We start from the raw sequence: 21,594 nt of genomic DNA, 5'->3' as shown, positions 1-21,594 counted from the left end.
GTGGATGAACCTCAAGCGGATCATCGGCTCCCACTTCGCCAACTACCGCGAGTCGTGGGAGGCCAACCGGCTGATCGCGAAGGGCCTGATCCACCCGACGCTGTCGAAGACCTACCCGCTGGAAGAGACCGGCCAGGCCGCCCTCGACGTGCACCGCAACGCCCACCAAGGCAAGGTCGGCGTCCTCGCCCTCGCCCCGCAAGAGGGCCTCGGCGTCCGCGACGAAGAGAAACGCGCCAAGCACCTCGAAGGCATCAACGCCTTCCGCGGCGCGTGAGCCGTGCCGGCGCCGGGAGCCGCCGGGCTCCCGGCGTCGGAAACCGCCGGGGAACAGCCGGAATCCGCCAGTTCCCTTCGCCGCGGCAGGCCGTGCGTTCGGCGCACGGTACGGGTGCTCACCCTTCCGTGACCGGACTGCGACTACGGTAGGCCCATGAGCCTTGGCGATGAACGGGAGCTTGTGCCGCTGGGAGCCGGCTTCGACGTGGCGAAGCGCGGGTACAGCCGAGCACAGGTCGACGAGCACCTCGAACGGCTGGACGCCGACCTCAAGATGCTCACCGCGGATCGGGACGCCGCCATCGCGCAGGCGGGCGACCTCGCCCGCCAGCTGGAGATCGCGCGCGGCGAGATCGCGGACCTGCGCGGGCAGGTCGACCGGCTGGCCCAGCCGCCGACGAGCGTCGAAGGCCTGTCCGAGCGCCTCCAGCGGATGCTGCGCCTGGCGCAGGACGAGTCCGCCGACACGCGGGCGCGCGCCGAAGCCGAGGCCGGGCACATCCGGGCCAAGGCCGAGACGGACGCGAGCGCCATGCGCGCCCGCTACGAGCAGCTGCTCACCGAGCTCGACCTGCGGCGCAAGGAGATGGAGGCCGAGCACCGCAAGGTCCTCGAGGACGCCCGCGCGGAGGCCAAGAAGATCACCGACGAGGCCGAGGCCGAGCGCAAGCGGCTCGACACCGAGTCGCAGGAGCGCCGCACCAAGGTCGAAGAGGACTTCGAGATCGCGATGGCCTCGCGCCGCACCGAGGCGATGCGGGTGCTGGCCGAGCAGGAGGCGGCGAGCAAGGCCGAAGCCGCCCGCCGCGTCCAGGAGGCCACGCAGGACGCCGCCGACATCCGCGCGAAGATCCTCGAAGAGGAGAAGGCGGCGAAGGCGGACATCGACCGCCGTCAGCGGGAGTCGGTCGCGGAGGCGAACAAGCGCCGTCAGGACTCGATCACCGAGGCCAACGCCCGGCTCGCCGAGGCCGCCGACGAGGCGCGGCGCCGCGTGACGACGGCCACCGAGGAGTCGAACCGGCGGATCACCCAGGCCAACGAGCGGGTCGACGCGCTGCGCAAGGTGCGCGGCGGGCTGGCCGAGCAGGTGCGCGCGGCGCGGGCGGTGCTGGCCGAGGCGCACACCGTCCTCGGCGACGAGGTCAAGGTGCCCGAGGACGTCAAGGCCGACCTGGCGCCGGGCCAGGACGCCGCCGGCGACACCGAGCAGACGGTCCGGGTGCCCGACGTCGAGGAGACGATCCGGATCCGCGCCAGCGACGTGCCGAAGCCGAAGCCCGGGGCCAAACCCGCGCCGAAGCCCGCCCCGAAGGCGGCTCCGCGGGCGAGCGGAGCGCAGAAAGCGACTGGCGAGTAACCTTCCACCCGACACGGGCGCGGACGAGCCTGCTCGGTCGGTACCGACCGGCTGTCGTCCCTGCTCACGCGGGATCACCTGGAGGTTTTGCGCATGGGTGCGGCATATCGGACCGTGGTGGTGGGCACGGACGGCTCGGAGTCTTCGTTCGCGGCGGTGGACCGCGCGGCGGCGGTGGCCGGCGACGCCGGCGCCACGCTCGTCATCGCGTGTGCGTTCTACCCGGCGAGCCAGTCGGACGTCGACAAGGCCCAGGACGTCCTCGGCGAAGAGGCGTACCAGGTCGTCGGCTCGGCGCCCGCCGAAGACACCCTGCAGTCGGCCCGGGACCGGGCCACGCGCGCGGGGGCCGGGAAGATCGACACGGTCGCGGTCAAGGGCGACCCGGTCGACTCGCTGCGGAAGGTGGTCAAGGAGCGCGAGGCCGACCTGCTGGTGGTCGGCAACCGCGGCCTGAACACGATCGCCGGCCGGATCCTGGGCTCGGTGCCGTCCGAAGTGGCCCGCAAGTCCGGCGTGGACGTGCTGATCGTCCACACGACCTGACGTGACCGATCCGAGCGAGGAGCTTCAGCAGCGGCTCGAACGCGTCCTGCTCGGCGGCAGGCGGAAGTACACCCGGCTCGAAGTGGCGGAGAAGGCCGGCGTGCCCGACGAGCGGTCACGCCGGCTGTGGCGCGCACTGGGGTTCGCGACCGTGCGCGACGACGAGGTGGTCTTCACCGACGCGGACGTCGAGGCCATGCGGACCGCCGACCAGCTGGTGCAGTCCGGGCTGATCGACCCGAGCATCGAGGTGCCGGTGACGCGCGCGCTCGGCCAGCACCTGTCGCGGCTGGCCGAGTGGCAGGTCGACATGCTGTGGGAGCTGATCCGGGAGCAGCCGGAGCTGGGCCGCAGCGAACGCCAGGTGACCCGCCTGGTCGACCGGCTGCTGCCCGAGCTCGAGCGGGTGCAGAACTTCGTCTGGCGCCGGCACCTGGCGGCGTACGCGGGCCGGGCGTTCGCCGCGGCGGGCGACAACGTCGAGGCCCGCACCGAGGTGGTCGGGTTCGTCGACATGGTCGGCTACACGCGCCTGACCCGCCAGATCGGCGAGGACGAGCTGAGCCGGGTCCTGGACGCGTTCGAGACCCTGGCGACCGAGGTGATCGCCGAGCACCACGGCCGGGTGGTGAAGATGATCGGCGACGAGGTCCTGTTCGTGGCGGACTCCCCGGTCGACGCGGCGGAGATCGCCCTGACGCTGACCGAACGCACCTCGGCGGACGAGACCCTGCCGGCGGTCCGCGCGGGCATGGCTTCGGGCCGGATCCTGTCGCGGTTCGGCGACGTCTACGGCTCGGTGGTCAACCTGGCGGCCCGCCTGACCTCGGTGGCCCGCCCGGGCACGATCCTGGTCGACCGCGAGCTGGCGGCCCAGCTCGCGGAGGAGGAGGCGTACGAGCTGCGCGCCCGCAGGCCGGTGACGGTCCGCGGCTACAACCGCCTCCGCCCGGCGGCGCTGCGCCGGGCCCAGGAGGCACCGACGGGAATGTTCGCGAGCTCGCAACAGCTGGCGGCGGAGATGCTGGGCCTGACGGACCCGGCCCCGGCCGCGCCGAAGGAGACGCCCGGAAGCGACGAGGCCACCCCGCGCCCCCGCCGCCGACGACGAGGCCGCTTGCTCTGAACGCACCCAGCCACCGGCGGGCCGCACGGCGGGAGCCGCTCCTCAACGCGGCCGACCGGATGCAGCCACCCGCCCCTCACCGCCGCCGGGCGGGGGCGGCCTCGCTGAGCGGCCCGCCCTTCTCCCCGGTCGGTAGACTCCCCTGCATTCGCGTGACGGTGGGAGGTGCGCGTGGCAGGGCACTACGTCGATGTCGACGGGGCGGCGGGGACTCGCCCACAGCCGGCCGCCGTCTTCCTCTCCTACGCCCGGGAGCCCGGCGATCCCGCCCACGAGGAATCCGTCCTCCAGCTCTGGACGTTGCTGCGGTCCTGCGGGGTCGACGCCCGCCTCGATCGCGGCGAGGCTCAACAGCGCCGGGACTGGGCCTTGTGGCGAGGACAGCAGATCCGGGAAGCCCGCTACGTTCTGGTCATCGCTTCACCCGCCTACCGCCGCAGTGCCGAGGGGCGCGGCGACGCGAGCGAAGAACGGGGCGTCCAATGGGAGGCCCGGCTCATCCGTGACACCTTCTTCGCCGACCCGCACGCCGTGCACCGGTTCATCCCCGTCGTCCTGCCCGGGCAGAGCAAGGACGGTGTGCCGGACTTCCTGGGCCCGGACACCGCGGACGTGTACACCGTCTCGGCCTTCACCGTCGAAGGCGCGGAGCCGCTCCTGCGGCTGCTCACCGACCAACCCGAGATCCTCGAGCCGCCGCTGGGGCCGGTGCCGGACCTGAAACCGCGGCCCGTAGCACCGGCGGCGGCGCCGCGGCGGCCTCCTGCCACCCACGTGCACAACGAGGCCCGTGACGTCAGCGGCTTCCTGCTCCAGGTCGGGAACGTCGGATCGATGACCGTCCCCGGCCCGGCCGCCGCGCCCCGCGTGGCGGTCGGTGACGGGGCCGATTCGCGGGCGAGGCGAACCTTCGAGGATGCCTGGCAGCGGGCCGGGGGGCGGTTGGGCGAGCCCGCTGGCCCGGCCGTCCGGGAGGGACCCGGGTTCGTCCAGCACTTCACCGGCGACGCCGTGATCTGCGCCGTGACCGGCAAGCAGGCCGTCGCCGTCGCCGGGCCCGTGTGGGACGACCTCTCGGGCCTGCCGGGTTTTCCTTCCGGTCCCGGGTTCCCGACCATGGACTACGTCGAGGGGGCCGCCCCCGTCGTCGACCTCGACGGCGGGACGTGGAAAGCCGGTGTGCTGCTCCGCGACCCCGAACCGCGGTGGCATCCCCGGCCGCGGCTCGACATGGTGGCCCGGAAAGCCTTCCAGCTGCCGATGGCCGGGCTTGCGGACCTGACCGTGCGGGCCATCGCGACCCTGCCGTGGCAGCTGGACGACGACCTCGAAATCACCGGCCTGACCCGGAAGCTGATCGAGTCGGCCCTGCCCCAGGCCGAAATCACCGCGCAGATACCGGCCCTGTCCCAGCGGCGGGGCAGGCCACAGTCCTGGCTCCGGTGGGCGCTCGCGAGCGGGCCGGACATCCGCCAGACCGGCCGTGACGCCCGGTACGACCACACCGGCGACGACGACGTCCGCGCGGTCGCGCGGATCATGCTGTCCACCGGCCCGACGCCCGTGATCACCGTTTGCGTCGAGTTCCAGACCACGCTGCGGATCACCGCGAACGAGGTCGTGGACCTGTGGACGGCGGCGTGGGACACGGCGGCCGTCGTGGTGCCGCGCGCCCTCGTGCCCGATCCCGCGAACGCCGTCCTGCTGGGCCCGCCGACGGTGGAACTGCACGTCGAGGCCGATGTTGCGGAGGCGGTCGACCTGTCGGTGTTCGGCAAGCCGGCGGGCCGGCCGGGCCTGCTGGGCGCGGCCACCGTGATCGCGCCGATCGGGTTCGGCCGCACCGAGCGGCGGGCCTGGGCCGCCAAGGCCCTCACCCGCCTGGCCCGCGGCTGGGGCTTCGTCGAAGCCGAAGAATCCGATCTCGGCTGAGCTCAGGCGTCGAAGTCGACCGTGAGGGTTTCCGACACGGGGTACGACTGGCAGGTCAGCACGAACCCCGCCGCGACCTCCGCCTCCTCCAGCGCGAAGTTGCGCCGCAGGTCGACCTTGCCCTCCGTCACGCGGGCGCGGCACGTCCCGCACACGCCGCCCTTGCACGCGAACGGCAGGTCCGGGCGGAACTTCTGGGCCCCGTCGAGCACCGACGACGAGCGCGGCAGCGTCATCGGGGTCGAGCGGCCGTCCAGGACCACCGACACCTCCGACGACTCGCCCGCCACCGCCGGGTCGAGGTGTTCCACCGGCGCCGGGGGCGTGTCCACGTAGAACAGCTCCTGGTGGATCCGCGCGCGGGGCACGTCCAGCGACGTCAGCAGCTCCTGCGCGCCCGACACCATCTCGAACGGACCGCACAGCCACCAGTGGTCCACGGAATCCACCGGCACCAGCGTGGCGAACAGCGTGCGCAGCTTGGGCACGTCCAGGCGGCCGGTGAACAACTCCGCCTCGCGCGGTTCGCGCGAGAGCACGTGGATCAGCTCCAGCCGCGACGGCGCCCGGTCCTTCAGGTCCGCCAGCTCGTCCGCGAACATCACCGTGTCCGTGCGGCGGTTGCCGTAGAGCACCGTCACCGTCGCGTCCGGGGTGTCCAGCAGGGACGCCACGATCGACAGCACCGGCGTGATGCCCGAGCCCGCGGCGATCAGCACGTGGTGGCCGCCCGCGGACAGGTCCGGGGTGAACGAACCGGTCGGCGGCGCGACCTCGATCGTGTCGCCCGGGCGCACCTCGCCGACCAGCCACGCCGAGAACAGCCCGTCCGGCACCAGGCGGACGCCGACCCGCGGCGGGGCGCCGGCCGGGGCGCAGATCGAGTACGACCGGCGCTCGTCACGGCCGTCGACCGAACGCCGCAAGGTCAGCGACTGGCCCGGTTTGAACGCGTATTCCGAAGCCAGCGCGGGAGGCACGTCGAACGTCACCGCGACCGCGTCATCGCACAGCCGCTCGACGCCCGCCACCTTGAGCGAGTGAAACGCCGCCACTTTCAGATCTCCTTGACGTGCTCGAACGGCTCCAGGCACGCGCGGCAGCGCCGCAGCGCCTTGCACGCCGTCGCGCCGAAACGGGACTGCTCTTCGGTGTCCGCCGACCCGCACAGGGGACAGCGGACCGCCGACACCGGCGCCGACAGCGTCAGCGGGATCGGCCCCAACCGCCGCGGCGCCGCACCCGGCGGCGCGATGCCGGCCGCGGCCAGCTTTTCCCGTCCGGACGACGAGATCCAGTCCGACGTCCACGCCGGCGCCAGCTGCGTCCGGATCTCGACGTCGGGGAACCCCGCCGCGAGCAGGGCGTGCTCCAGGTCGTCGCGCATGGTGTCCATCGCCGGGCAGCCGGTGTAGGTCGGCGTGATCGCGACGACGACGCGGCCGTCCTCTTCGGACACCGAGCGCAGCACGCCCAGGTCCGCCAGCGTCAGCATCGGCAGCTCCGGGTCGGTGACCGTCGCGGCCACCGCGGCGGCGGTCACCACTTCGCGTCCGGCATCGCCCGGGCGACGCTCTGCAGCTCCGCCAGCACGTACCCCAGCTGCTCGGTGTGGACGCCGTCGCGGCCGGTCCGGCCCGAAACGCCGGCCAGTTCACCCGAGGACGGCCGCACCAATGTCGCCGCGGCGAGCGCCTGGTCCAGGACCGCGTCGAACTCCGGCCGCAGCGAAGCCGCGTCGACGAGCTCCACCGGGTGCGTGCGGAACAGCTCCCCCACGTACGGCCAGACCGCGTCGAGCCCCTCCTGCATCCGCTCGTGCGACAGCGGTGTCCCGTCGCCGAGGCGGACCAGCCACTGCGCCGCGTAGTCGCGGTGGTAGGTCAGTTCCTTGACGCCCTTGTCCGCGATGGCCGCCAGCACCGGGTCCACCGACGCTTCGAGGCGCTGGAACAACGCCAGCCGCCAGGTCGAGAACACGAACAGCCGGGCGATCAGGTGCCCGAAGTGGCCGCCGCCCAGTTCGGCGAGCCGGACGTGGCGGAACTCGTGCTCCGCGCGCTGGAACGCGTAGGAGTCCTCCGAGCGGCCGGAGCCGTCGGCCTTGCCGGCCCTGGCCAGCAGCAGCCGCGCCTGGCCCAGGAGGTCCAGTGCGATGTTCGCGATGGCGACCTCGTCCTCCAGCTCGGGGGCGTTGGTGCACCACTCCTGCAGCCGGTGGGAGAAGATGAGCGCGTCGTCGCCGAGCATCAGGCAGTACGCGGCCAGCGCGGCACCGTCCACACCGGACGGGACCGAAGTGTCCACTCCGGACAGCGGGTCCTCGAAGCCGGTGCCGAACGCCCAGCGGGCGTCGTTCTCCTCGGTCAGCGACTCGTAGACGTTGTCGAAGCTCATATGTGCGGCACCTCCTCGGGGATGTCGTAGAACGTCGGGTGCCGGTAGACCTTGTCGCCGCTGGGCGCGAAGAACGGGTCCTTCTCGTCCGGGGACGACGCCGTGATGTCCGCAGCGCGCACGACCCAGATCGACACGCCCTCGTTGCGGCGGGTGTAGAGGTCACGCGCGTGGTGCAGCGCCATCCGGTCGTCGGCGGCGTGCAGCGATCCGACGTGCACGTGGTTCAGGCCGCGCTTGCCGCGGACGAACACCTCGTACAGCGGCCAGTCGTGCTTGATCGGGCCCGGCGCGGCGGGGACGCCTTCGAGGGGGACGGCCCCGTGGCCGCCCTCGGCGGTCAGCTCGGTCACTTGCGCTCCTTCTTTCCGGCGTGCGCGACGGCGGCTTCGCGGACCCAGGCGCCGTCCTCGTGGGCGCGGCGCCGGTGCGCGATCCGCTGCGCGTTGCACGGGCCGTTGCCCTTCAGGACGTTCTTGAACTCGTCCCAGTCGACGGCGCCGAAGTCGTAGTGCCCGCGCTCGGCGTTCCACTTCAGGTCGGGATCCGGGAACGTGACGCCGAGGGCCTCGGCCTGCGGCACCGACATGTCCACGAACCGCTGGCGCAGCTCGTCGTTGGTGTGGCGCTTGACCTTCCACGCCATCGACTGCGCGGTGTTCGGCGAATCGGCGTCCGGCGGCCCGAACATCATCAGCGACGGCCACCACCAGCGGTTCACGGCCTCCTGGACCATCTCCCGCTGCTGCTCGGTGCCCTTCATCATCGTCATCAGCAGCTCGTAGCCCTGCCGCTGGTGGAAGGACTCCTCCTTGCAGATCCGGATCATCGCCCGCGCGTACGGCCCGTAGGACGACCGGCACAGCGGCACCTGGTTGCAGATCGCCGCGCCGTCGACCAGCCAGCCGATCACGCCGACGTCGGCGAAGGTCAGCGTCGGGTAGTTGAAGATCGACGAGTACTTCTGCTTGCCGGTGATCAGCTTGTCGGTCAGGTCGGCCCGGTCCGCGCCCAGCGTCGCCGCCGCGGAGTACAGGTAGAGCCCGTGGCCGGCCTCGTCCTGGACCTTGGCCAGCAGGATCGCCTTGCGCCGCAGCGACGGCGCCCGCGTGATCCAGTTGCCTTCGGGCTGCATGCCGATGATCTCCGAGTGCGCGTGCTGCGCGATCTGCCGGATCATCGTCTTGCGGTAGCCCTCGGGCACCCAGTCGCGCGGCTCGATGCGCTGGTCGCGCTCGATGGTGTGCTCGAAGTGCTCTTCCAGCGAGACGGTGGCGGTCACGGCTGCTCCTTCGAAACCAGCGTCAGGACGTCGTACTTGGCCACCGACTCGCCCTCGGCGTTGGTGACGTCGGCGTCCCAGCGGACCTCGCCGTACTCCTGGTCGATCCGCGGGGTGATCTGCTTGGCGGTCAGCGTCACCGTGAGCGAGTCGCCGACCTTGACCGGCGTCAGGAAGCGGAGGTTCTCCAGGCCGTAGTTGGCCAGCACCGGGCCCGGCTCGGGCGAGACGAACAGGCCCGCGGCGAAGGAGACGACCAGGTAGCCGTGCGCGACGATCCCGCCGAACAGCGGGTTGGCCGCGGCCGCCTCGGGGTCGGTGTGCGCGTAGAACGTGTCGCCGGTGAACTCGGCGAAGTGGTCGACGTCTTCCTGGGTGACCGTGCGCGGCCCGGCGACGACCGAGTCACCGATCTTCAGCTCGGCCAGGGACTTCCGGAACGGGTGGACACCCTCGGCACGCGGCGCGCCGGCGACCCAGCGGCCGGTCACCGCGGACAGCACCGCGGGCGAGCCCTGCACGGCGGTGCGCTGCATGTGGTGCAGCACGCCCCGGATGCCGCCCATCTCCTCGCCGCCGCCCGCGCGGCCCGGGCCGCCGTGGACCAGCTGTGGCATCGGCGAGCCGTGCCCGGTGGACTCCTTCGCGTCCTCGGCGTCGAGCACCAGCAGGCGGCCGTGGAACGGCGCCGCGCCGAGCACGACCTCGCGCACGAACTCCTTGTCCGCGCTGACCACGGACCCGGCCAGGCTGCCGCCGCCGCGGGCGGCGAAGTCGACGACCTGCTCGGTGGACGTGTACGGCATCAGCGTCGAGACCGGGCCGAACGCCTCGACCTCGTGCGGCTCGGAGCGCTCGGGGTCGGCCTTGAGCAGCACCGGCGAGATGAACGCGCCGCGCTCGGCGTCCGCGTCCACGACGTCGACCTTCTCCGGGTCGCCGAACACGACGCTGCCGGCGTCGAGCAGCGCCTTCAGCGACCGCCGGACCTCTTCGCGCTGCTCCAGGCTGGCCAGCGCGCCCATCCGGACGCCTTCGGACGCCGGGTTGCCGACCGTCACCTTCGCCAGCCGCTCAGCGGCGGCCGCGGCGACGTCGTCCAGCAGCTCCGCCGGGACGAACGCGCGGCGGATGGCGGTGCACTTCTGGCCCGCCTTGACCGTCATCTCGGTGGTCAGCTGCTTGACGAACAAGTCGAACTCGGTGGTCCCGCGAACCGCGTCCGGGCCCAGGATCGAGCAGTTCAGCGAGTCGGCCTCCGCGTTGAACCGGACCGCGTTGCGCACGATCGCCGGGTGGGTCCGCAGCTTCTGGGCCGTCGACGCCGACCCGGTGAACGACACCAGGTCCTGCGCGGTGACGTGGTCGAGCAGGTCGCCGACGCTGCCCGCGACGAACTGCAGCGAGCCCTCCGGCAGGATGCCGGACTCGACGATCAGCTCGACCAGCCGCGCGGTCAGGTACGCGGTCGAGCTGGCCGGCTTGACCAGGCTCGGGACGCCGGCCAGGAACGCGGGCGCGAACTTCTCCAGCGGCCCCCACACCGGGAAGTTGAACGCGTTGATCTGGACGGCGACACCCCGCAGCGGGGTCGCGATGTGCTGGGCGACGAACGTGCCCCCGCGGCTGAGCGGCTCGACGTTGCCCTCGACGTAGACCGTGTCGTTGGGCAGCTCGCGCTTGCCCTTCGAGCCGTAGCTGAACAGGACGCCGATGCCGCCGTCGATGTCGAACTTCGAGTCCCCGAGGGTGGCACCCGTGCGCGCGGAGAGGGCGTACAGCTCCTCGCGGTGTTCACGCAGGTGGGAGGCCAGGGCCTTGAGCAGCGCCGCACGCTGGTGGAACGTCAGCTCGCGCAGGGCCGGGCCGCCGACGCGGCGGCCGTACTCGAGGGCCGCGGCGAAGTCGACGCCCGCCGACGAGATCCGGGCGACCTCCTCGCCGGTGGCCGCGTCGTGCAGCGGGACGCCCTCGTCCGCCGCCGTGTGCCAGCTCCCGGAGACGTAGCTGCGCAGCAGTGCCATCAGGTCCCTCTCGCCGAATTACCTACCGGACGTTCAGTTAATCGCATGGTAGCCGCCGGACCCGAAGATCGGAAGGGCCGGGCGCTTGACACCGGCGTGGACCACTGCCTTTACTGAGCGGCACCGCCAAGTGACCGTCCATTCGGTAAGTCCGCACGGAGCAGGAATGACCAACGCAGCGCACACCATGTTCGCCGCCGACGAGGCCTCGCGCGCACTGGGCATCGAACTCGTCGAAGCGAGCGACGGCCGCGCGGTGGCCACCATGACGATCACCCGCGAGATGGTCAACGGCCACGACATCGCCCACGGCGGGTACATCTTCCTGCTGGCCGACACGGCGTTCGCGCTCGCCTGCAACACCCACGGCCCCGCGACGGTCGCCGCGGGCGCCGACATCTCCTTCGTCGCGGCCGGCCGGCTCGGGGACCACCTCGTCGCCACGGCCACCGAGCGCACCCGCTACGGCCGCAACGGCATCTACGACGTCACGGTGCACCGGGAGACCCCCGGCGGGCCCGAGGTCGTCGCCGAATTCCGCGGCCGCAGCCGCGTCCTCTCCGCGAAACGGGACTGACCATGATCGAGACGGACATCGGCGCGGACGAGCTGGCCGCCCTCCAGCTGGAACGTCTGCAGTGGACACTCCGGCACGCCTACGCGAACGTGCCCGCCTACACGCGGAAGTTCGACGAAGCCGGCGTCCACCCGGACGACTGCAAGGAACTGGCCGACCTGGCGAAGTTCCCGTTCACCACCAAGCAGGACCTGCGCGAGAACTACCCGTTCGGGATGTTCGCCGTGCCGCAGGACCAGGTGCGGCGCATCCACGCCTCCAGCGGCACCACCGGCAAGGCCACCGTCGTCGGGTACACCGAGCAGGACATCGACACCTGGGCGACGGTGATGGCCCGCTCGATCCACGCCGCGGGCGGGCGGCCGGGGCACAAGGTGCACGTCGCGTACGGCTACGGCCTGTTCACCGGCGGTCTCGGCGCGCACTACGGCGCCGAGAAGCTCGGCTGCACGGTGATCCCGGCGTCGGGCGGGATGACCGCGCGGCAGGTGCAGCTGATCACCGACTTCCGGCCCGAGGTCATCATGGTGACGCCGTCCTACATGCTGACGCTGCTCGACGAGTTCGAGCGCCAGGGCGTGGATCCGAGGGCCAGTTCGCTGAAGGTGGGCATCTTCGGCGCCGAGCCGTGGACCGAGCAGATGCGCGCGGAGATCGAAGAGCGGTTCGCCCTCGACGCCGTCGACATCTACGGGCTGTCGGAGGTGATGGGGCCGGGCGTCGCGCAGGAGTGCGTCGAGACGAAGGACGGCCTGCACATCTGGGAGGACCACTTCTACCCCGAGGTGATCGACCCGTACTCCGAAGCCGTCCTCGGCGGCGGCGAGACCGGCGAGCTGGTGTTCACGTCGCTGACCAAGCAGGCGCTGCCGATCATCCGCTACCGCACCCGGGACCTCACGGCCCTTTCGCCGGGTACGGCACGGCCGGCGTTCCGGCGGATGGCCAAGGTCACCGGGCGCACCGACGACCTGATCATCCTGCGCGGGGTCAACGTCTTCCCGACGCAGATCGAGGAGATCGTGCTGCGCACGGCCGGGCTGAGCCCGCACTTCCAGCTCGTCCGGTCCACCCGCGGGCGGCTCGACCACCTGACCGTGCGGGTGGAGGCGCGTCACGACGCCTCTTCGGCCGCGCGGGAGGACGCCGCGGCTTCGCTGGTTTCGCAGGTGAAGGACGGCGTCGGCGTCACCGTGTCGGTGGACGTCGTCGACCCGGACACCCTCGAGCGGTCCATGGGCAAGATGCGGCGGATCGTCGACCAGCGGGACAAGCCGTGACGACCCCGCGGCGCGGGCGGCCCGGCTACGACCTCGAATCGCTGCTGCAGGTGGCGGTGAAGCTGTTCAACGAGCGCGGCTACGACGGCACGAGCATGGAGGACCTCTCCCGCAAGCTCGGCATCACGAAGTCGGCGATCTACCACCACGTGCCCAGCAAGGAGGAACTGCTGCGGCTGGCGGTCGACCGCGCCCTGGACGGGCTGTTCGAGGTGGCTGCTTCGACCGACCAGCTGGACGGGCGGGCGATCGACCGGCTGGAGCACCTGGTGCGCGGCAGCGTGCTGGTGCTCGCGGACCGGCTGCCGTTCGTGACGCTGCTGCTGCGCGTGCGCGGCAACACGAAGGTGGAGCGGGCGGCGCTGGCCCGCCGCCGCGAGTTCGACCGGCTGGTGACGGACCTGGTGAAGCAGGCGGCGGCGGAGGGCGACATCCGCCCCGACGTCGACCCGGCGGTGACGGCCCGGCTGGTGTTCGGCATGGTCAACTCGCTGATCGAGTGGTACCGGCCGCGGCGCGGCTCAGCGGCGGCGGAGGTCGCGGACGCGGTGTGCAAAGTGGCCTTCGAGGGCCTGCGCACCGGCTCGTGAGTGGTAAGACGAGTTAGAACTCGCCTTACCACTCACGAGGGGTCAGTCCTCGGCGGTCTGGGGTGGGCGGCCCGCCTGCCACAGCAGGGCCTCGCGCAGCTGGCCGATGAGCCGCTCGTCGTCCGCTTCGGACGGGTCGACGCCCAGCGGGATCCAGCGTTCCGACACCTTCTCGCCGTGGTCGTAGCTGGTGATCACGATTCCCGAGTACGACAGGGACTCTTCGTCCGCGCAGTCGCCGCCGGGCAGGGGTTCTTCGGCTTCGAAGCCGTCGTCGAAGCTGACGTGGCGATGCTGCAGGCGGACGCTCACCCAGCGTCCGGCCGGCCGGATCGGCGCGTCTTCTTCGTTCATCTGCTCCTACCCCCGGTCGCGGGTCCCTGCCGTCTCGTCGCATCCGGGTGCCGGGAAGTTACCGGCCGGTTGTTCCGGTTGCGTAACGACAAAGGTTGGCGCGAAACACCCCCTGCCCGCCACCGGAGCCACTCTTTTGACACCGGGTCAACTGCTTGTTGACAGCGTGCCGGTCCCCCGCGAGGCTGAGCGGATGACGAGTGGGACCCGGCCCCGGCGCCGCCGGCTCGAACCGGCCGAGCGGCGCGCCGAGATCCTCGCCGCCGCCCGGCACCTGTTCGGGGCGGGCAGCTACGCCTCGGTGTCCACTTCGGACATCGCCGAGGCGGCCGGGGTGGCCCGCCCGCTGATCAACCACTACTTCGGCGGGAAGCGCGAGCTGTACCTCGAAGTGGTGCGGCAGATGATGATCGTGCCCGCGCCGGTCACCGAAGCCCTGCCGGACACCACGATGGAGCAGCGGCTGGCGATCGGCGTCGAGCGGTGGATCGAGGTCGTGGACCGCAACCGCGACGCGTGGCTGACCGTGATCGGGCCGGAGGCGGCCGGGCGCGACCCCGAGATCGAGCGGATCATGCGCGAGGCCGACGAGGTGGCCGCCGACCGGGTCCTGGAGGCCGCGCTGATGACCGGCGTGACCGAGGGCCGCGAAGAGCTGCGCGCGATGATCCGGTCGTTCGGCGGGATGCTGCGCGCGGCGTCGCGGGAGTGGCTGATCCGCGGCGCGCTGGACCGCGCGGCGCTGCGCACCTTCCTCACCGATTCGCTGCTCAACCTGCTGAAGCTCACCTACCCGGCGGTGCTTGCCGAGCGGCGCGGTAGCGACGGGCGAACGCCGCCGGCGTCATCCCGGTCCAGCGCTTGAACGCGTGGATGAAGCTCGACGCCTCGGCGTACCCGAGCCGGTAGGCGACGTCCTCGACCGATAGCACGCCGGTGTCGAGCAGCTCTTCGGCGAGCGTCTGGCGGACCTCGTCGACCAGCGCCCGGTAGCTGGTGCCCGCCTCGGTCAGGCGGCGGCGCAGGGTGCGCGTGCTCAGTGACAACCGGCGGGCGATCTCGTCCATCCCGGCGTCGACCCCGCCGAGCCGGACCAGGCGTTCGCGCACCTGCTGCGAGATTCCCGAACGCTGCCGGCGACGGGCGACGAGCGCTTCGCACTGCGCGGCGCACAGGGCGACGGTCTGGTCGTTGGCCTGCGGCAGCGGCCGGGTCAGCAGCGCCGGGTCGAGCGTGGCTCGGCAGGCGTCGGCACCGAAGCGCGGGCGCACGCCGAACGCGGCCACGTACGGCTCCGGCGTGGCCGTTTCGTGCCGGAAGGTCAGTTCGTCCAGGGCGATCTCGGGCAGCAGGTCGCGCATGACCGCGAAGATCGCGGCCAGGTCGCGCAGCACGAGGAAGCGGGCGACGTCGGCGGGCACGCGGCTGTCGTCGAGCTCCAGCGTCAGCCGGTCACGGCCGAGGACGACGTGCGGGATGCAGAACGCGAAGCTCAGGTCGAAGTAGCGGAGCGCGAACAGCATCGCGTCGCGCAGCGTCGGGCTGCTGATGCAGGCGAACCCGAAGATGCCGAAGGTGGTGACGCGGTAGCGGCGGCCGAGCTCCAGCGCGGTCCCGTCCGAACCGTCCAGTGCGGCCAGCGCCCGGACGACGGCCAGCTCCTGGCGCGCGTCGACCTGGACGGCCGGATCGGCGAGCAGCTCCGGCGTGAGGGTGGTCGCGGCCAGGAGTTGCGCGGACGGCAGGCCGCGTCCGGCGGCGAACCGGGTCATCAGCTCGATGCTCGCGGTGCCGCGCGGGAAGTCCCAGTCCCCGACGGCGGGCGCGGCGAGCTCGGCCATGGCCGGAATTCTGGATCACGGGCGGAGAAGGTGTCCAATCGAGGACCGGAACTGTCCGGGGTGGTCGTTAGGGTGACGGCGTGGAGACGTTGAGCAGGCGCGCCCTGAACCGCGCCACGCTGGAGCGCCAGCTGCTGCTGCGCCGGGCGGAGATGTCCGCCTTCGACGCGGTGGAGCACCTGGCCGGGCTCCAGGCGCAGGCGCCGTTCCCGCCGTACTTCGGGCTGTGGTCGCGGCTCGAAGGATTCCGTCCGTCGGAGCTGGCAGAGCTCCTGGAAAGCCGGCGCGTGGTCCGGATCGCCCTGATGCGCGGCACGGTCCACCTGGTGACGGCGGCGGACGCGCTGGCGTGGCGGCCGGTGGTGCAGCCGCTCTACGACCGCGACCTGAGGACGAACACGCAGCACGCGCGGGCGCTGGCCGGCCTCGACCACGCCGCGGTCGCGTCGGCGGCCCGGGAACTGCTGGCGGCGTCGGCGTTGTCGAGCACGGCACTGGGCGCCGAGCTGGCGCGCACCTGGGACGTCCCGGCAGCCTCCCTGACCCACCTGGCCCGCGGCCGGCTGCCGCTGGTGCAGACGCCGCCGCGGGCGATCTGGGGCAAGGCGGGCCAGACGACGTACGCGTGCCTGGACGAGTGGGTGGGCGCTCCCCTGCCGCCGCCTTCGCCCGCTTCGCTGATCTCGCGGTACTTGCGCGCCTTCGGCCCGGCGACGGTGGCGGACGTCCAGACGTGGGCGGGCATCACGCGGCTGGGCGAGGTGGCCGCGTCGATGGACCTGCGGCGCTACCGCGATCCGGACGGCCGCGAGCTGCTGGACCTGCCGGAGCTGACGGTGCCGGACGAGGACGTCCCGGCCCCGCCGCGGCTGCTGGGGCCGTTCGACCAGACGATCCTTTCGTACGCGGACCGGACGCGGGTCATCACCGACGACCACCGCAAGCGGGTGATCACGCAGAACGGCCTGGTCAAGGGCACGCTGCTGGTCGACGGGCAGGTGCGCGGCTGCTGGGAGATCCAGGCGTCGAAGAAGGCGGCGGTGATCGGGCTGTCGCCGTTCGAGAAGCTGCCGAAGCGGGCTTCGGCGGCGTTGGAGAAGGCGGCGGGGGAACTGGTGCGGTGGGCCGAGCCGGGGTCGGCGACGCACGAGGTGCGCGTCCACCCGGCGGGTTGAGCTGGCCGGAATTCTCGATTGTGTGACCGCTCGTGGCCTGTTGTCACAGGCGTCCGGTGCGTAGCTTTTCCCGCATGAGCAGTGCGGCGAAGGGGCCATCGGTGCTGATCGTGGGCACCGGATTCGGCGGCATCGGGACGGCCATCGAGCTGAAGCGCGCGGGGTTCACCGACTTCACGATCCTGGAGAGCGCCGCCACGGCCGGCGGGGTCTGGCGGGACAACACCTATCCGGGCGCGGCCTGTGACATCCCCTCGCCGCTCTACTCCTTCTCGTACGAGCCGAACCCGCGCTGGCCGAAGCGGTTTTCGCACCAGCCGGACATCCTCGCCTACTTGCGGCGCATCATCACGAAGTACGGCCTGGAGCGGCACATCCGGTACCGGACCGAGGTCACCGGAGCCGCGTTCGACGAAACGCGCGGTCTCTGGCGGGTCGAGACGAAGGACGGGCAAACCTACGAGGCGAACGTCTTCGTGCCCGCCGTCGGGCAGCTGTCGCGGCCGGTGCTGCCCGCCATCCCGAACCGCGAGAGGTTCGCCGGCGACGCGTTCCACTCCGCGCGGTGGGACCACGGTGTCGACCTGACCGGGAAGCGCGTCGCCGTGATCGGGACCGGGGCCAGTGCCGTGCAGTTCGTGCCCGAGCTGCGGAAACGGGCCCAGCACGTCACCGTCTTCCAGCGCACGCCGCCGTACGTCATGGCGAAGTCCGACCCGAGCTACCGGCGGTGGCAGCACTGGCTGTTCGAGCACCTGCCGCCCACGCAGCTGCTCGGCCGGCTGCGGATCTTCCTGCTCGCCGAGTACGCCACCTACGCGATGACGCGCCACCCGGTGCTGGCGAAGATGTTCGAGCTGCGGACCGCGCAGCTGCGGCGCCGCCACATCAAGGACCGCGAGCTGCGCGCGAAGCTGACGCCGGCCTATCCCCTGGGCTGCAAGCGGATCCTGTTCACCAACGACTACCTGCCCGCGCTGGCCCAGCCGGACGTCGACGTCGAGACGCGGCGGATCCGCGAAATCACCGAGAAGGGCGTGCGGGTCGAGGACGGCACCGAGCTCGAGGCGGATGTCCTGATCTACGGCACCGGGTTCGCCGCGACGGAGTTCCTCCACCGGATGGACGTGCGCGGCCTCGGCGGGCGGTCGCTGCAGGAGGAGTGGTCCGGTGGCGCGCGGGCGTACCTGGGCATCACCGTGCCCGGCTTCCCGAACCTGTTCTGCGTCTACGGGCCGAACACGAACCTCGGCGCCGGGTCCATCATCTACATGATCGAGCGCCAGGCGCGGTACATCCGGCAGGCGGTGGAGCAGCTCGCGCGACCCGGCGTGTCCTACCTGGACGTCCGGCCGGAGGTGGAGGAGCGGTACGACCGCGAGGTGCAGCGGCGGCTGGGCAGGAGCGTGTGGAGCGCCTGCACGAGCTGGTACCGCCAGGCCGACGGCCGGGTGACGACCAACTGGCCGGGCCTGGTCACCGAGTACGACCGCCGGACGCGGCGGCTCGACGTCGCCGACTACCGGGTGGTGGCGTGATGGACTACGACGTCCTGGTGATCGGCTCGGGGTTCGGCGGCAGCGTCACGGCGCTGCGGCTGACCGAGAAGGGCTACCGCGTCGGCGTGCTGGAGACCGGCCGCCGGTTCGCCGACGACGAGTTCGCGAAGACGTCGTGGCGGCTGCGGAAGTACCTGTGGGCGCCCGCGCTGGGCTGCTTCGGCATCCAGCGGCTGACGTTGCTGAAGAACACCTTCGTGATGAGCGGCTCCGGCGTCGGCGGCGGTTCGCTGGTGTACGCGAACACGCTGTACGAGCCGCCGGAGCAGTTCTACGCCGACCCGCAGTGGGCGCACATCACGGACTGGCGGGCCGAGCTCGCGCCGTACTACGACCAGGCGAAGCGGATGCTCGGCGTGGTCGAGAACCCGGCGACGACGGCGGCGGACCGGGTGCTGAAGGACGTCGCCGAGGACATGGGCATCGGCCACACGTACCGCCGCACCCCCGTCGGCGTCTACTTCGGACAGTCCGGAGTGGACCCGTTCTTCGGCGGTGCGGGCCCGGCGCGCACCTCGTGCACGCTGTGCGGCGAATGCATGACCGGGTGCCGGGTCGGGGCGAAGAACACGACGGTCAAGAACTACCTGTACCTGGCCGAGCAGGCGGGCGCGGAGGTGCACCCCCTGACGACGGCGGTGTCGGTGCGGCCGGTCGACGGCGGGTACGCGGTGGACACGCGGCGCACCGGCGGCTTTTCCCGGCGGACGTTCACCGCGTCACAGGTGGTGTTCTCGGCGGCGGCACTGGGGACGCAGCGGCTGCTGCACCGGATGCGGGACACCGGGACGCTGCCGGGCGTGTCCCCGCGGCTGGGGCTCCTGGCCCGCACGAACTCGGAGGCGGTGCTGGCGGCGCGGTCGCTGCGGGCGGACACGGACTACTCGCGCGGGGTCGCGATCACGTCGTCGATCCACCCGGACGCGGTGACGCACGTGGAGCCGGTGCGGTACGGGCGCGGCAGCAACCTGCTGGGCCTGCTGGCAACGGTGCTGGTGGACGGCTCGCCGGGCCGCCGCCGCTGGGCGCTGGGCCTGCGCGAACTGTGGCGCGCCCGGCGCGACCTGCTGCGCATCCACAACCCGCGGCACTGGTCGGAGCGGATGATCGGGCTGCTGGTGATGCAGACCCTCGACAATTCGGTGACGACGTACACCAAGCGCGGGCTGTTCGGCCGCCGCATGACGACCAAGCAGGGCGCAGGCGCCCCTTCGCCGGACTGGATCCCGGCGGGCCACGAGGTGACGCGCCGCGTGGCGGCGAAGATCGGCGGCCTGCCGCAGGGCGCGTGGACGGACCTGGCGAACATCCCGATCACGGGCCACTTCATCGGCGGCTGCGCGATCGGCGATTCGCCGGCTTCGGGGGTCGTGGACCCGTACCAGCGGCTGTACGGGTACCCGGGGCTGCACGTGGTGGACGGCTCGGCGATCTCGGCGAACCTGGGCGTGAACCCGTCGCTGACGATCACGGCCCAGGCGGAGCGGGCGATGGCGTTCTGGCCGAACGCCGGGGAGGAGGACCCGCGGCCGGAGCTGGGCTCGCCGTACCAGCGCGTGGCGGCGGTGGCGCCGAAGAACCCGGTGGTGCCTTCCGAGGCACCCGGCGCCCTCCGGCTGCCGCTCGCGTGAAAAGGCCCTCCCGGACCGCGCCGTCCGGGAGGGCCGTCTCAACCCACGGTCACGGCAGGCCCGCGAGGCCCGCCGACACCGTGTTGGCGAACGCGTACCCCTGCGACGCGTCCCAGTTGATCGACCACGTCATCGCGCCGCGGATCGCCGGGTACGTCGCCGACGGCTTGAAGCTGCCGCACGACGTGCCGCGGGCCAGGCAGTTCAGGGCCGACACCGTGTTGGCCGGGGCCTGGTAGCCGCCGCCCGCCGCCTGCGGGGAGGCCGGGAGGCCGAGGCCGACCTGGTCCGCCCGGAGGCCGCCCTGCAGCTGGATGCAGGCCAGCGCCGTCAGGAAGTCGACCGTGCCCTGCGAATAGACGTTGCCGTTGCAGCCGTTCATCGAGCCCGAGTTGTAGTACTGCATGTTGACGATCGTCAGGATGTCCTTGATGTTCAGCGCCAGCTGGAAGTAGCCGCCCGCCGTGGACTGCATGTCGATCGTCTGCGGCGCCATCGTGATGACCTTGCCGCCGCCGTTGTAGATGCTGCGCAGCGCCTGGCCCATGTACGTGGCGTTGATGCCGTTCTCCAGGTCGATGTCGACGCCGTCGAAGCCGTAGTTGGCGATCAGCGTCTTGATGCTGTTCGCGAAGTTGTTCGCCGACGAAGAGTCGCCGACGCTGATCGTGCCGTTCTGGCCGCCGACCGAGATGATCACGCGCTGGCCGCGCGCCTGGACCGTCTTGATGTCGGCCTTGAACTGGGCGTCCGTGTAGCCGCCGAGCTGCGAAGACAGGCCCGAGTCGAGCGTGAAGCTCACCGCGCCCGGCGTGCCCGTGGCGTCCGCGAACGACACCGCGATGATGTTGTACTTCGTCGGCACGTCGGCCAGCTTCAGCGCCTTGGCGCCGTTGTAGAAGTTCTGCCAGTAGCCGGTCAGGACGTGCTTCGGCAGGTCACCCTGCGTCGGCGGGGTCGTGGTCGTCGTCGGCGGGGTGGTGGTCGTCGTCGGCGGGGTGGTCGGGGTGGTGGGAGTGGTCGGCGTGGTCGGCGTCGTGGTGGGCGGGGTGCCCGGGCCGTCGAGGCTGACGTCGTCGGCGTAGTACGCCGGCTGGCCGTACCAGCCGTGCAGGTACACCGTCAGCGAGGTGCTCGAGCCGGTCGTGAAGCTCAGCGACAGCTGCTGGTAGCCGCTGGTGCCGGGCGTCCACGTGCTGGCCGTCGCCGAGCCGGAGACGCCCAGGTAGACGTAGCTGCCCTGGACCCAGCCCGACAGCTTGTAGGCGGTGTTCGCCGAGACGGTGAGCGTCTGCGAGCACTGCGCGTTGTCCGACGACGACGGCGTCGCGTTCAGGGCGCGGCTGCCGCCGTGCACCGGCGAGCTCACCGCGGCCGCCGTGCCGGTGCACGTCCAGCCCGTCGTGCCGGCTTCGAAGCCGGGGTTGGCCAGGATGTTCGCCGCCGATGCGCTGCCGGCGAGCACGAAGGTCACGCCGAGACACAGCGTCACCACGGAAAGTAAGGAAAGCAGAGCGAAGCGGACCTTGGGGACCACGGGCAACCTCCGTGACACTGGTGAGGCAGGTCACCACAAAATGGACTAGACCAATCTGAATGTCAAGGAACCCCATCCGAAAGTCGGGGCGCCCGAAACGGCAG

The 21,594-nt window shown here is 71.8% G+C and carries 20 protein-coding genes and 1 pseudogene; 12 read left to right on the top strand and 9 right to left on the bottom strand.

The features are described 5' to 3' along the window. The 5 genes and pseudogenes from OO60_RS42610 to OO60_RS45275 form a co-directional block, all read left to right on the top strand. Positions 1–277 (top strand): annotated as a pseudogene (locus tag OO60_RS42610) (crotonyl-CoA carboxylase/reductase); the annotation flags it as partial. Positions 278–460: 183 nt separating this feature from the next. Continuing rightward, on the top strand, positions 461–1,639 hold the full coding sequence (locus OO60_RS42605; protein WP_004559669.1) for a coiled-coil domain-containing protein: 1,179 nt from the start codon (positions 461–463) through the stop codon (positions 1,637–1,639). A gap of 93 nt (positions 1,640–1,732) precedes the next feature. Further along, the gene (locus tag OO60_RS42600; protein WP_004559668.1) at positions 1,733–2,185 is read left to right on the top strand and encodes a universal stress protein; all 453 of its coding nucleotides are present in this window, start codon (positions 1,733–1,735) and stop codon (positions 2,183–2,185) included. Between the two features lies 1 nt (position 2,186). Continuing rightward, entirely contained in the window at positions 2,187–3,311 is a 1,125-nt protein-coding gene (locus OO60_RS42595) for an adenylate/guanylate cyclase domain-containing protein (RefSeq protein WP_004559667.1), read from the top strand. A 171-nt stretch (positions 3,312–3,482) separates the two neighbouring features. Further along, positions 3,483–5,243: a toll/interleukin-1 receptor domain-containing protein gene (locus tag OO60_RS45275; protein WP_004559666.1), complete on the top strand. Its 1,761-nt coding sequence runs from the start codon at positions 3,483–3,485 to the stop codon at positions 5,241–5,243. Positions 5,244–5,245: 2 nt separating this feature from the next. On the opposite strand, the gene paaE is transcribed toward OO60_RS45275, so the two are convergent. The 6 genes from paaE to paaZ form a co-directional block, all read right to left on the bottom strand. Continuing rightward, positions 5,246–6,298: a 1,2-phenylacetyl-CoA epoxidase subunit PaaE gene (gene paaE / locus OO60_RS42585; RefSeq protein ID WP_004559665.1), complete on the bottom strand. Its 1,053-nt coding sequence runs from the start codon at positions 6,296–6,298 to the stop codon at positions 5,246–5,248. Between the two features lie 2 nt (positions 6,299–6,300). Next, on the bottom strand, positions 6,301–6,789 hold the full coding sequence (gene paaD, locus OO60_RS42580; protein ID WP_004559664.1) for a 1,2-phenylacetyl-CoA epoxidase subunit PaaD: 489 nt from the start codon (positions 6,787–6,789) through the stop codon (positions 6,301–6,303). Next, entirely contained in the window at positions 6,783–7,640 is an 858-nt protein-coding gene (paaC, locus tag OO60_RS42575; RefSeq protein WP_004559663.1) for a 1,2-phenylacetyl-CoA epoxidase subunit PaaC, read from the bottom strand. Before paaC ends, paaD begins: the two co-directional genes overlap by 7 nt. Continuing rightward, entirely contained in the window at positions 7,637–7,921 is a 285-nt protein-coding gene (paaB, locus tag OO60_RS42570; RefSeq protein ID WP_033263526.1) for a 1,2-phenylacetyl-CoA epoxidase subunit PaaB, read from the bottom strand. The genes paaC and paaB overlap by 4 nt, the downstream gene beginning before the upstream one ends. Before the next feature lie 68 nt (positions 7,922–7,989). Beyond that, a complete protein-coding gene (paaA, locus tag OO60_RS42565; protein ID WP_004559661.1) occupies positions 7,990–8,922 on the bottom strand; it encodes a 1,2-phenylacetyl-CoA epoxidase subunit PaaA in 933 nt (310 codons plus the stop codon). Then, positions 8,919–10,946 (bottom strand): phenylacetic acid degradation bifunctional protein PaaZ, encoded by a 2,028-nt coding sequence (gene paaZ, locus OO60_RS42560; protein WP_004559660.1) that lies wholly within the window; start codon positions 10,944–10,946, stop codon positions 8,919–8,921. The genes paaA and paaZ overlap by 4 nt, the downstream gene beginning before the upstream one ends. A gap of 166 nt (positions 10,947–11,112) precedes the next feature. Here paaZ and paaI point away from each other — a divergent pair, with 166 nt between their 5' ends. From paaI to OO60_RS42545, 3 genes are read left to right on the top strand one after another with little or no spacing between them, the layout of a single operon-like run. Continuing rightward, positions 11,113–11,523, top strand: a complete 411-nt coding sequence (gene paaI / locus OO60_RS42555; protein WP_004559659.1) for a hydroxyphenylacetyl-CoA thioesterase PaaI — start codon at positions 11,113–11,115, stop codon at positions 11,521–11,523. A gap of 2 nt (positions 11,524–11,525) precedes the next feature. Next, positions 11,526–12,803 (top strand): phenylacetate--CoA ligase PaaK, encoded by a 1,278-nt coding sequence (gene paaK, locus OO60_RS42550; protein ID WP_004559658.1) that lies wholly within the window; start codon positions 11,526–11,528, stop codon positions 12,801–12,803. After that, the gene (locus OO60_RS42545) at positions 12,800–13,393 is read left to right on the top strand and encodes a TetR/AcrR family transcriptional regulator (protein ID WP_004559657.1); all 594 of its coding nucleotides are present in this window, start codon (positions 12,800–12,802) and stop codon (positions 13,391–13,393) included. The genes paaK and OO60_RS42545 overlap by 4 nt, the downstream gene beginning before the upstream one ends. 42 nt (positions 13,394–13,435) lie before the next feature. Here the strand turns inward: OO60_RS42545 and OO60_RS42540 are convergent, their stop codons facing one another. Continuing rightward, on the bottom strand, positions 13,436–13,747 hold the full coding sequence (locus OO60_RS42540; RefSeq protein WP_004559656.1) for a hypothetical protein: 312 nt from the start codon (positions 13,745–13,747) through the stop codon (positions 13,436–13,438). 193 nt (positions 13,748–13,940) lie between these two features. On the opposite strand from OO60_RS42540, the gene OO60_RS42535 reads away from it, so the two are divergent. Beyond that, positions 13,941–14,612, top strand: coding sequence for a TetR/AcrR family transcriptional regulator (locus tag OO60_RS42535; protein ID WP_004559655.1), 672 nt, complete (start codon positions 13,941–13,943; stop codon positions 14,610–14,612). Here OO60_RS42535 and OO60_RS42530 read toward each other — a convergent pair. Beyond that, a complete protein-coding gene (locus tag OO60_RS42530; RefSeq protein ID WP_004559654.1) occupies positions 14,533–15,588 on the bottom strand; it encodes an AraC family transcriptional regulator in 1,056 nt (351 codons plus the stop codon). The genes OO60_RS42535 and OO60_RS42530 overlap by 80 nt on opposite strands. An 80-nt stretch (positions 15,589–15,668) precedes the next feature. Between OO60_RS42530 and OO60_RS42525 the strand changes: the two genes are divergently transcribed. The 3 genes from OO60_RS42525 (at position 15,669) to OO60_RS42515 (ending at position 19,953) form a co-directional block, all read left to right on the top strand. After that, complete coding sequence (locus OO60_RS42525; protein ID WP_004559653.1) at positions 15,669–16,763, top strand: winged helix DNA-binding domain-containing protein; 1,095 nt, start codon at positions 15,669–15,671, stop codon at positions 16,761–16,763. Positions 16,764–16,837: 74 nt separating this feature from the next. Next, on the top strand, positions 16,838–18,301 hold the full coding sequence (locus tag OO60_RS42520) for a flavin-containing monooxygenase (RefSeq protein WP_033263523.1): 1,464 nt from the start codon (positions 16,838–16,840) through the stop codon (positions 18,299–18,301). Beyond that, the gene (locus OO60_RS42515; RefSeq protein ID WP_033263522.1) at positions 18,301–19,953 is read left to right on the top strand and encodes a GMC oxidoreductase; all 1,653 of its coding nucleotides are present in this window, start codon (positions 18,301–18,303) and stop codon (positions 19,951–19,953) included. The genes OO60_RS42520 and OO60_RS42515 overlap by 1 nt, the downstream gene beginning before the upstream one ends. A 49-nt stretch (positions 19,954–20,002) precedes the next feature. Here OO60_RS42515 and OO60_RS42510 read toward each other — a convergent pair whose 3' ends face one another. Continuing rightward, the gene (locus OO60_RS42510) at positions 20,003–21,490 is read right to left on the bottom strand and encodes a chitinase (protein ID WP_004559650.1); all 1,488 of its coding nucleotides are present in this window, start codon (positions 21,488–21,490) and stop codon (positions 20,003–20,005) included. Positions 21,491–21,594 lie beyond the last annotated feature (104 nt).

The organism is Amycolatopsis vancoresmycina, from assembly GCF_000716785.1.
GTDB lineage: Bacteria > Actinomycetota > Actinomycetes > Mycobacteriales > Pseudonocardiaceae > Amycolatopsis > Amycolatopsis vancoresmycina.
This window is presented reverse-complemented; position numbering and strand designations above follow the sequence as displayed.

What these genes read in the sequence shown, in the direction of transcription:
- OO60_RS42600 (WP_004559668.1), top strand. Translation starts at nt 1,733, where the DNA reads ATGGGTGCGGCATATCGGACCGTGGTGGTGGGCACGGACGGCTCGGAG.
- paaC (WP_004559663.1), bottom strand. Translation starts at nt 7,640, where the DNA reads ATGAGCTTCGACAACGTCTACGAGTCGCTGACCGAGGAGAACGACGCC.
- paaZ (WP_004559660.1), bottom strand. Translation starts at nt 10,946, where the DNA reads ATGGCACTGCTGCGCAGCTACGTCTCCGGGAGCTGGCACACGGCGGCG.
- paaI (WP_004559659.1), top strand. Translation starts at nt 11,113, where the DNA reads ATGACCAACGCAGCGCACACCATGTTCGCCGCCGACGAGGCCTCGCGC.
- paaK (WP_004559658.1), top strand. Translation starts at nt 11,526, where the DNA reads ATGATCGAGACGGACATCGGCGCGGACGAGCTGGCCGCCCTCCAGCTG.
- OO60_RS42540 (WP_004559656.1), bottom strand. Translation starts at nt 13,747, where the DNA reads ATGAACGAAGAAGACGCGCCGATCCGGCCGGCCGGACGCTGGGTGAGC.
- OO60_RS42535 (WP_004559655.1), top strand. Translation starts at nt 13,941, where the DNA reads ATGACGAGTGGGACCCGGCCCCGGCGCCGCCGGCTCGAACCGGCCGAG.
- OO60_RS42530 (WP_004559654.1), bottom strand. Translation starts at nt 15,588, where the DNA reads ATGGCCGAGCTCGCCGCGCCCGCCGTCGGGGACTGGGACTTCCCGCGC.
- OO60_RS42520 (WP_033263523.1), top strand. Translation starts at nt 16,838, where the DNA reads ATGAGCAGTGCGGCGAAGGGGCCATCGGTGCTGATCGTGGGCACCGGA.
- OO60_RS42515 (WP_033263522.1), top strand. Translation starts at nt 18,301, where the DNA reads ATGGACTACGACGTCCTGGTGATCGGCTCGGGGTTCGGCGGCAGCGTC.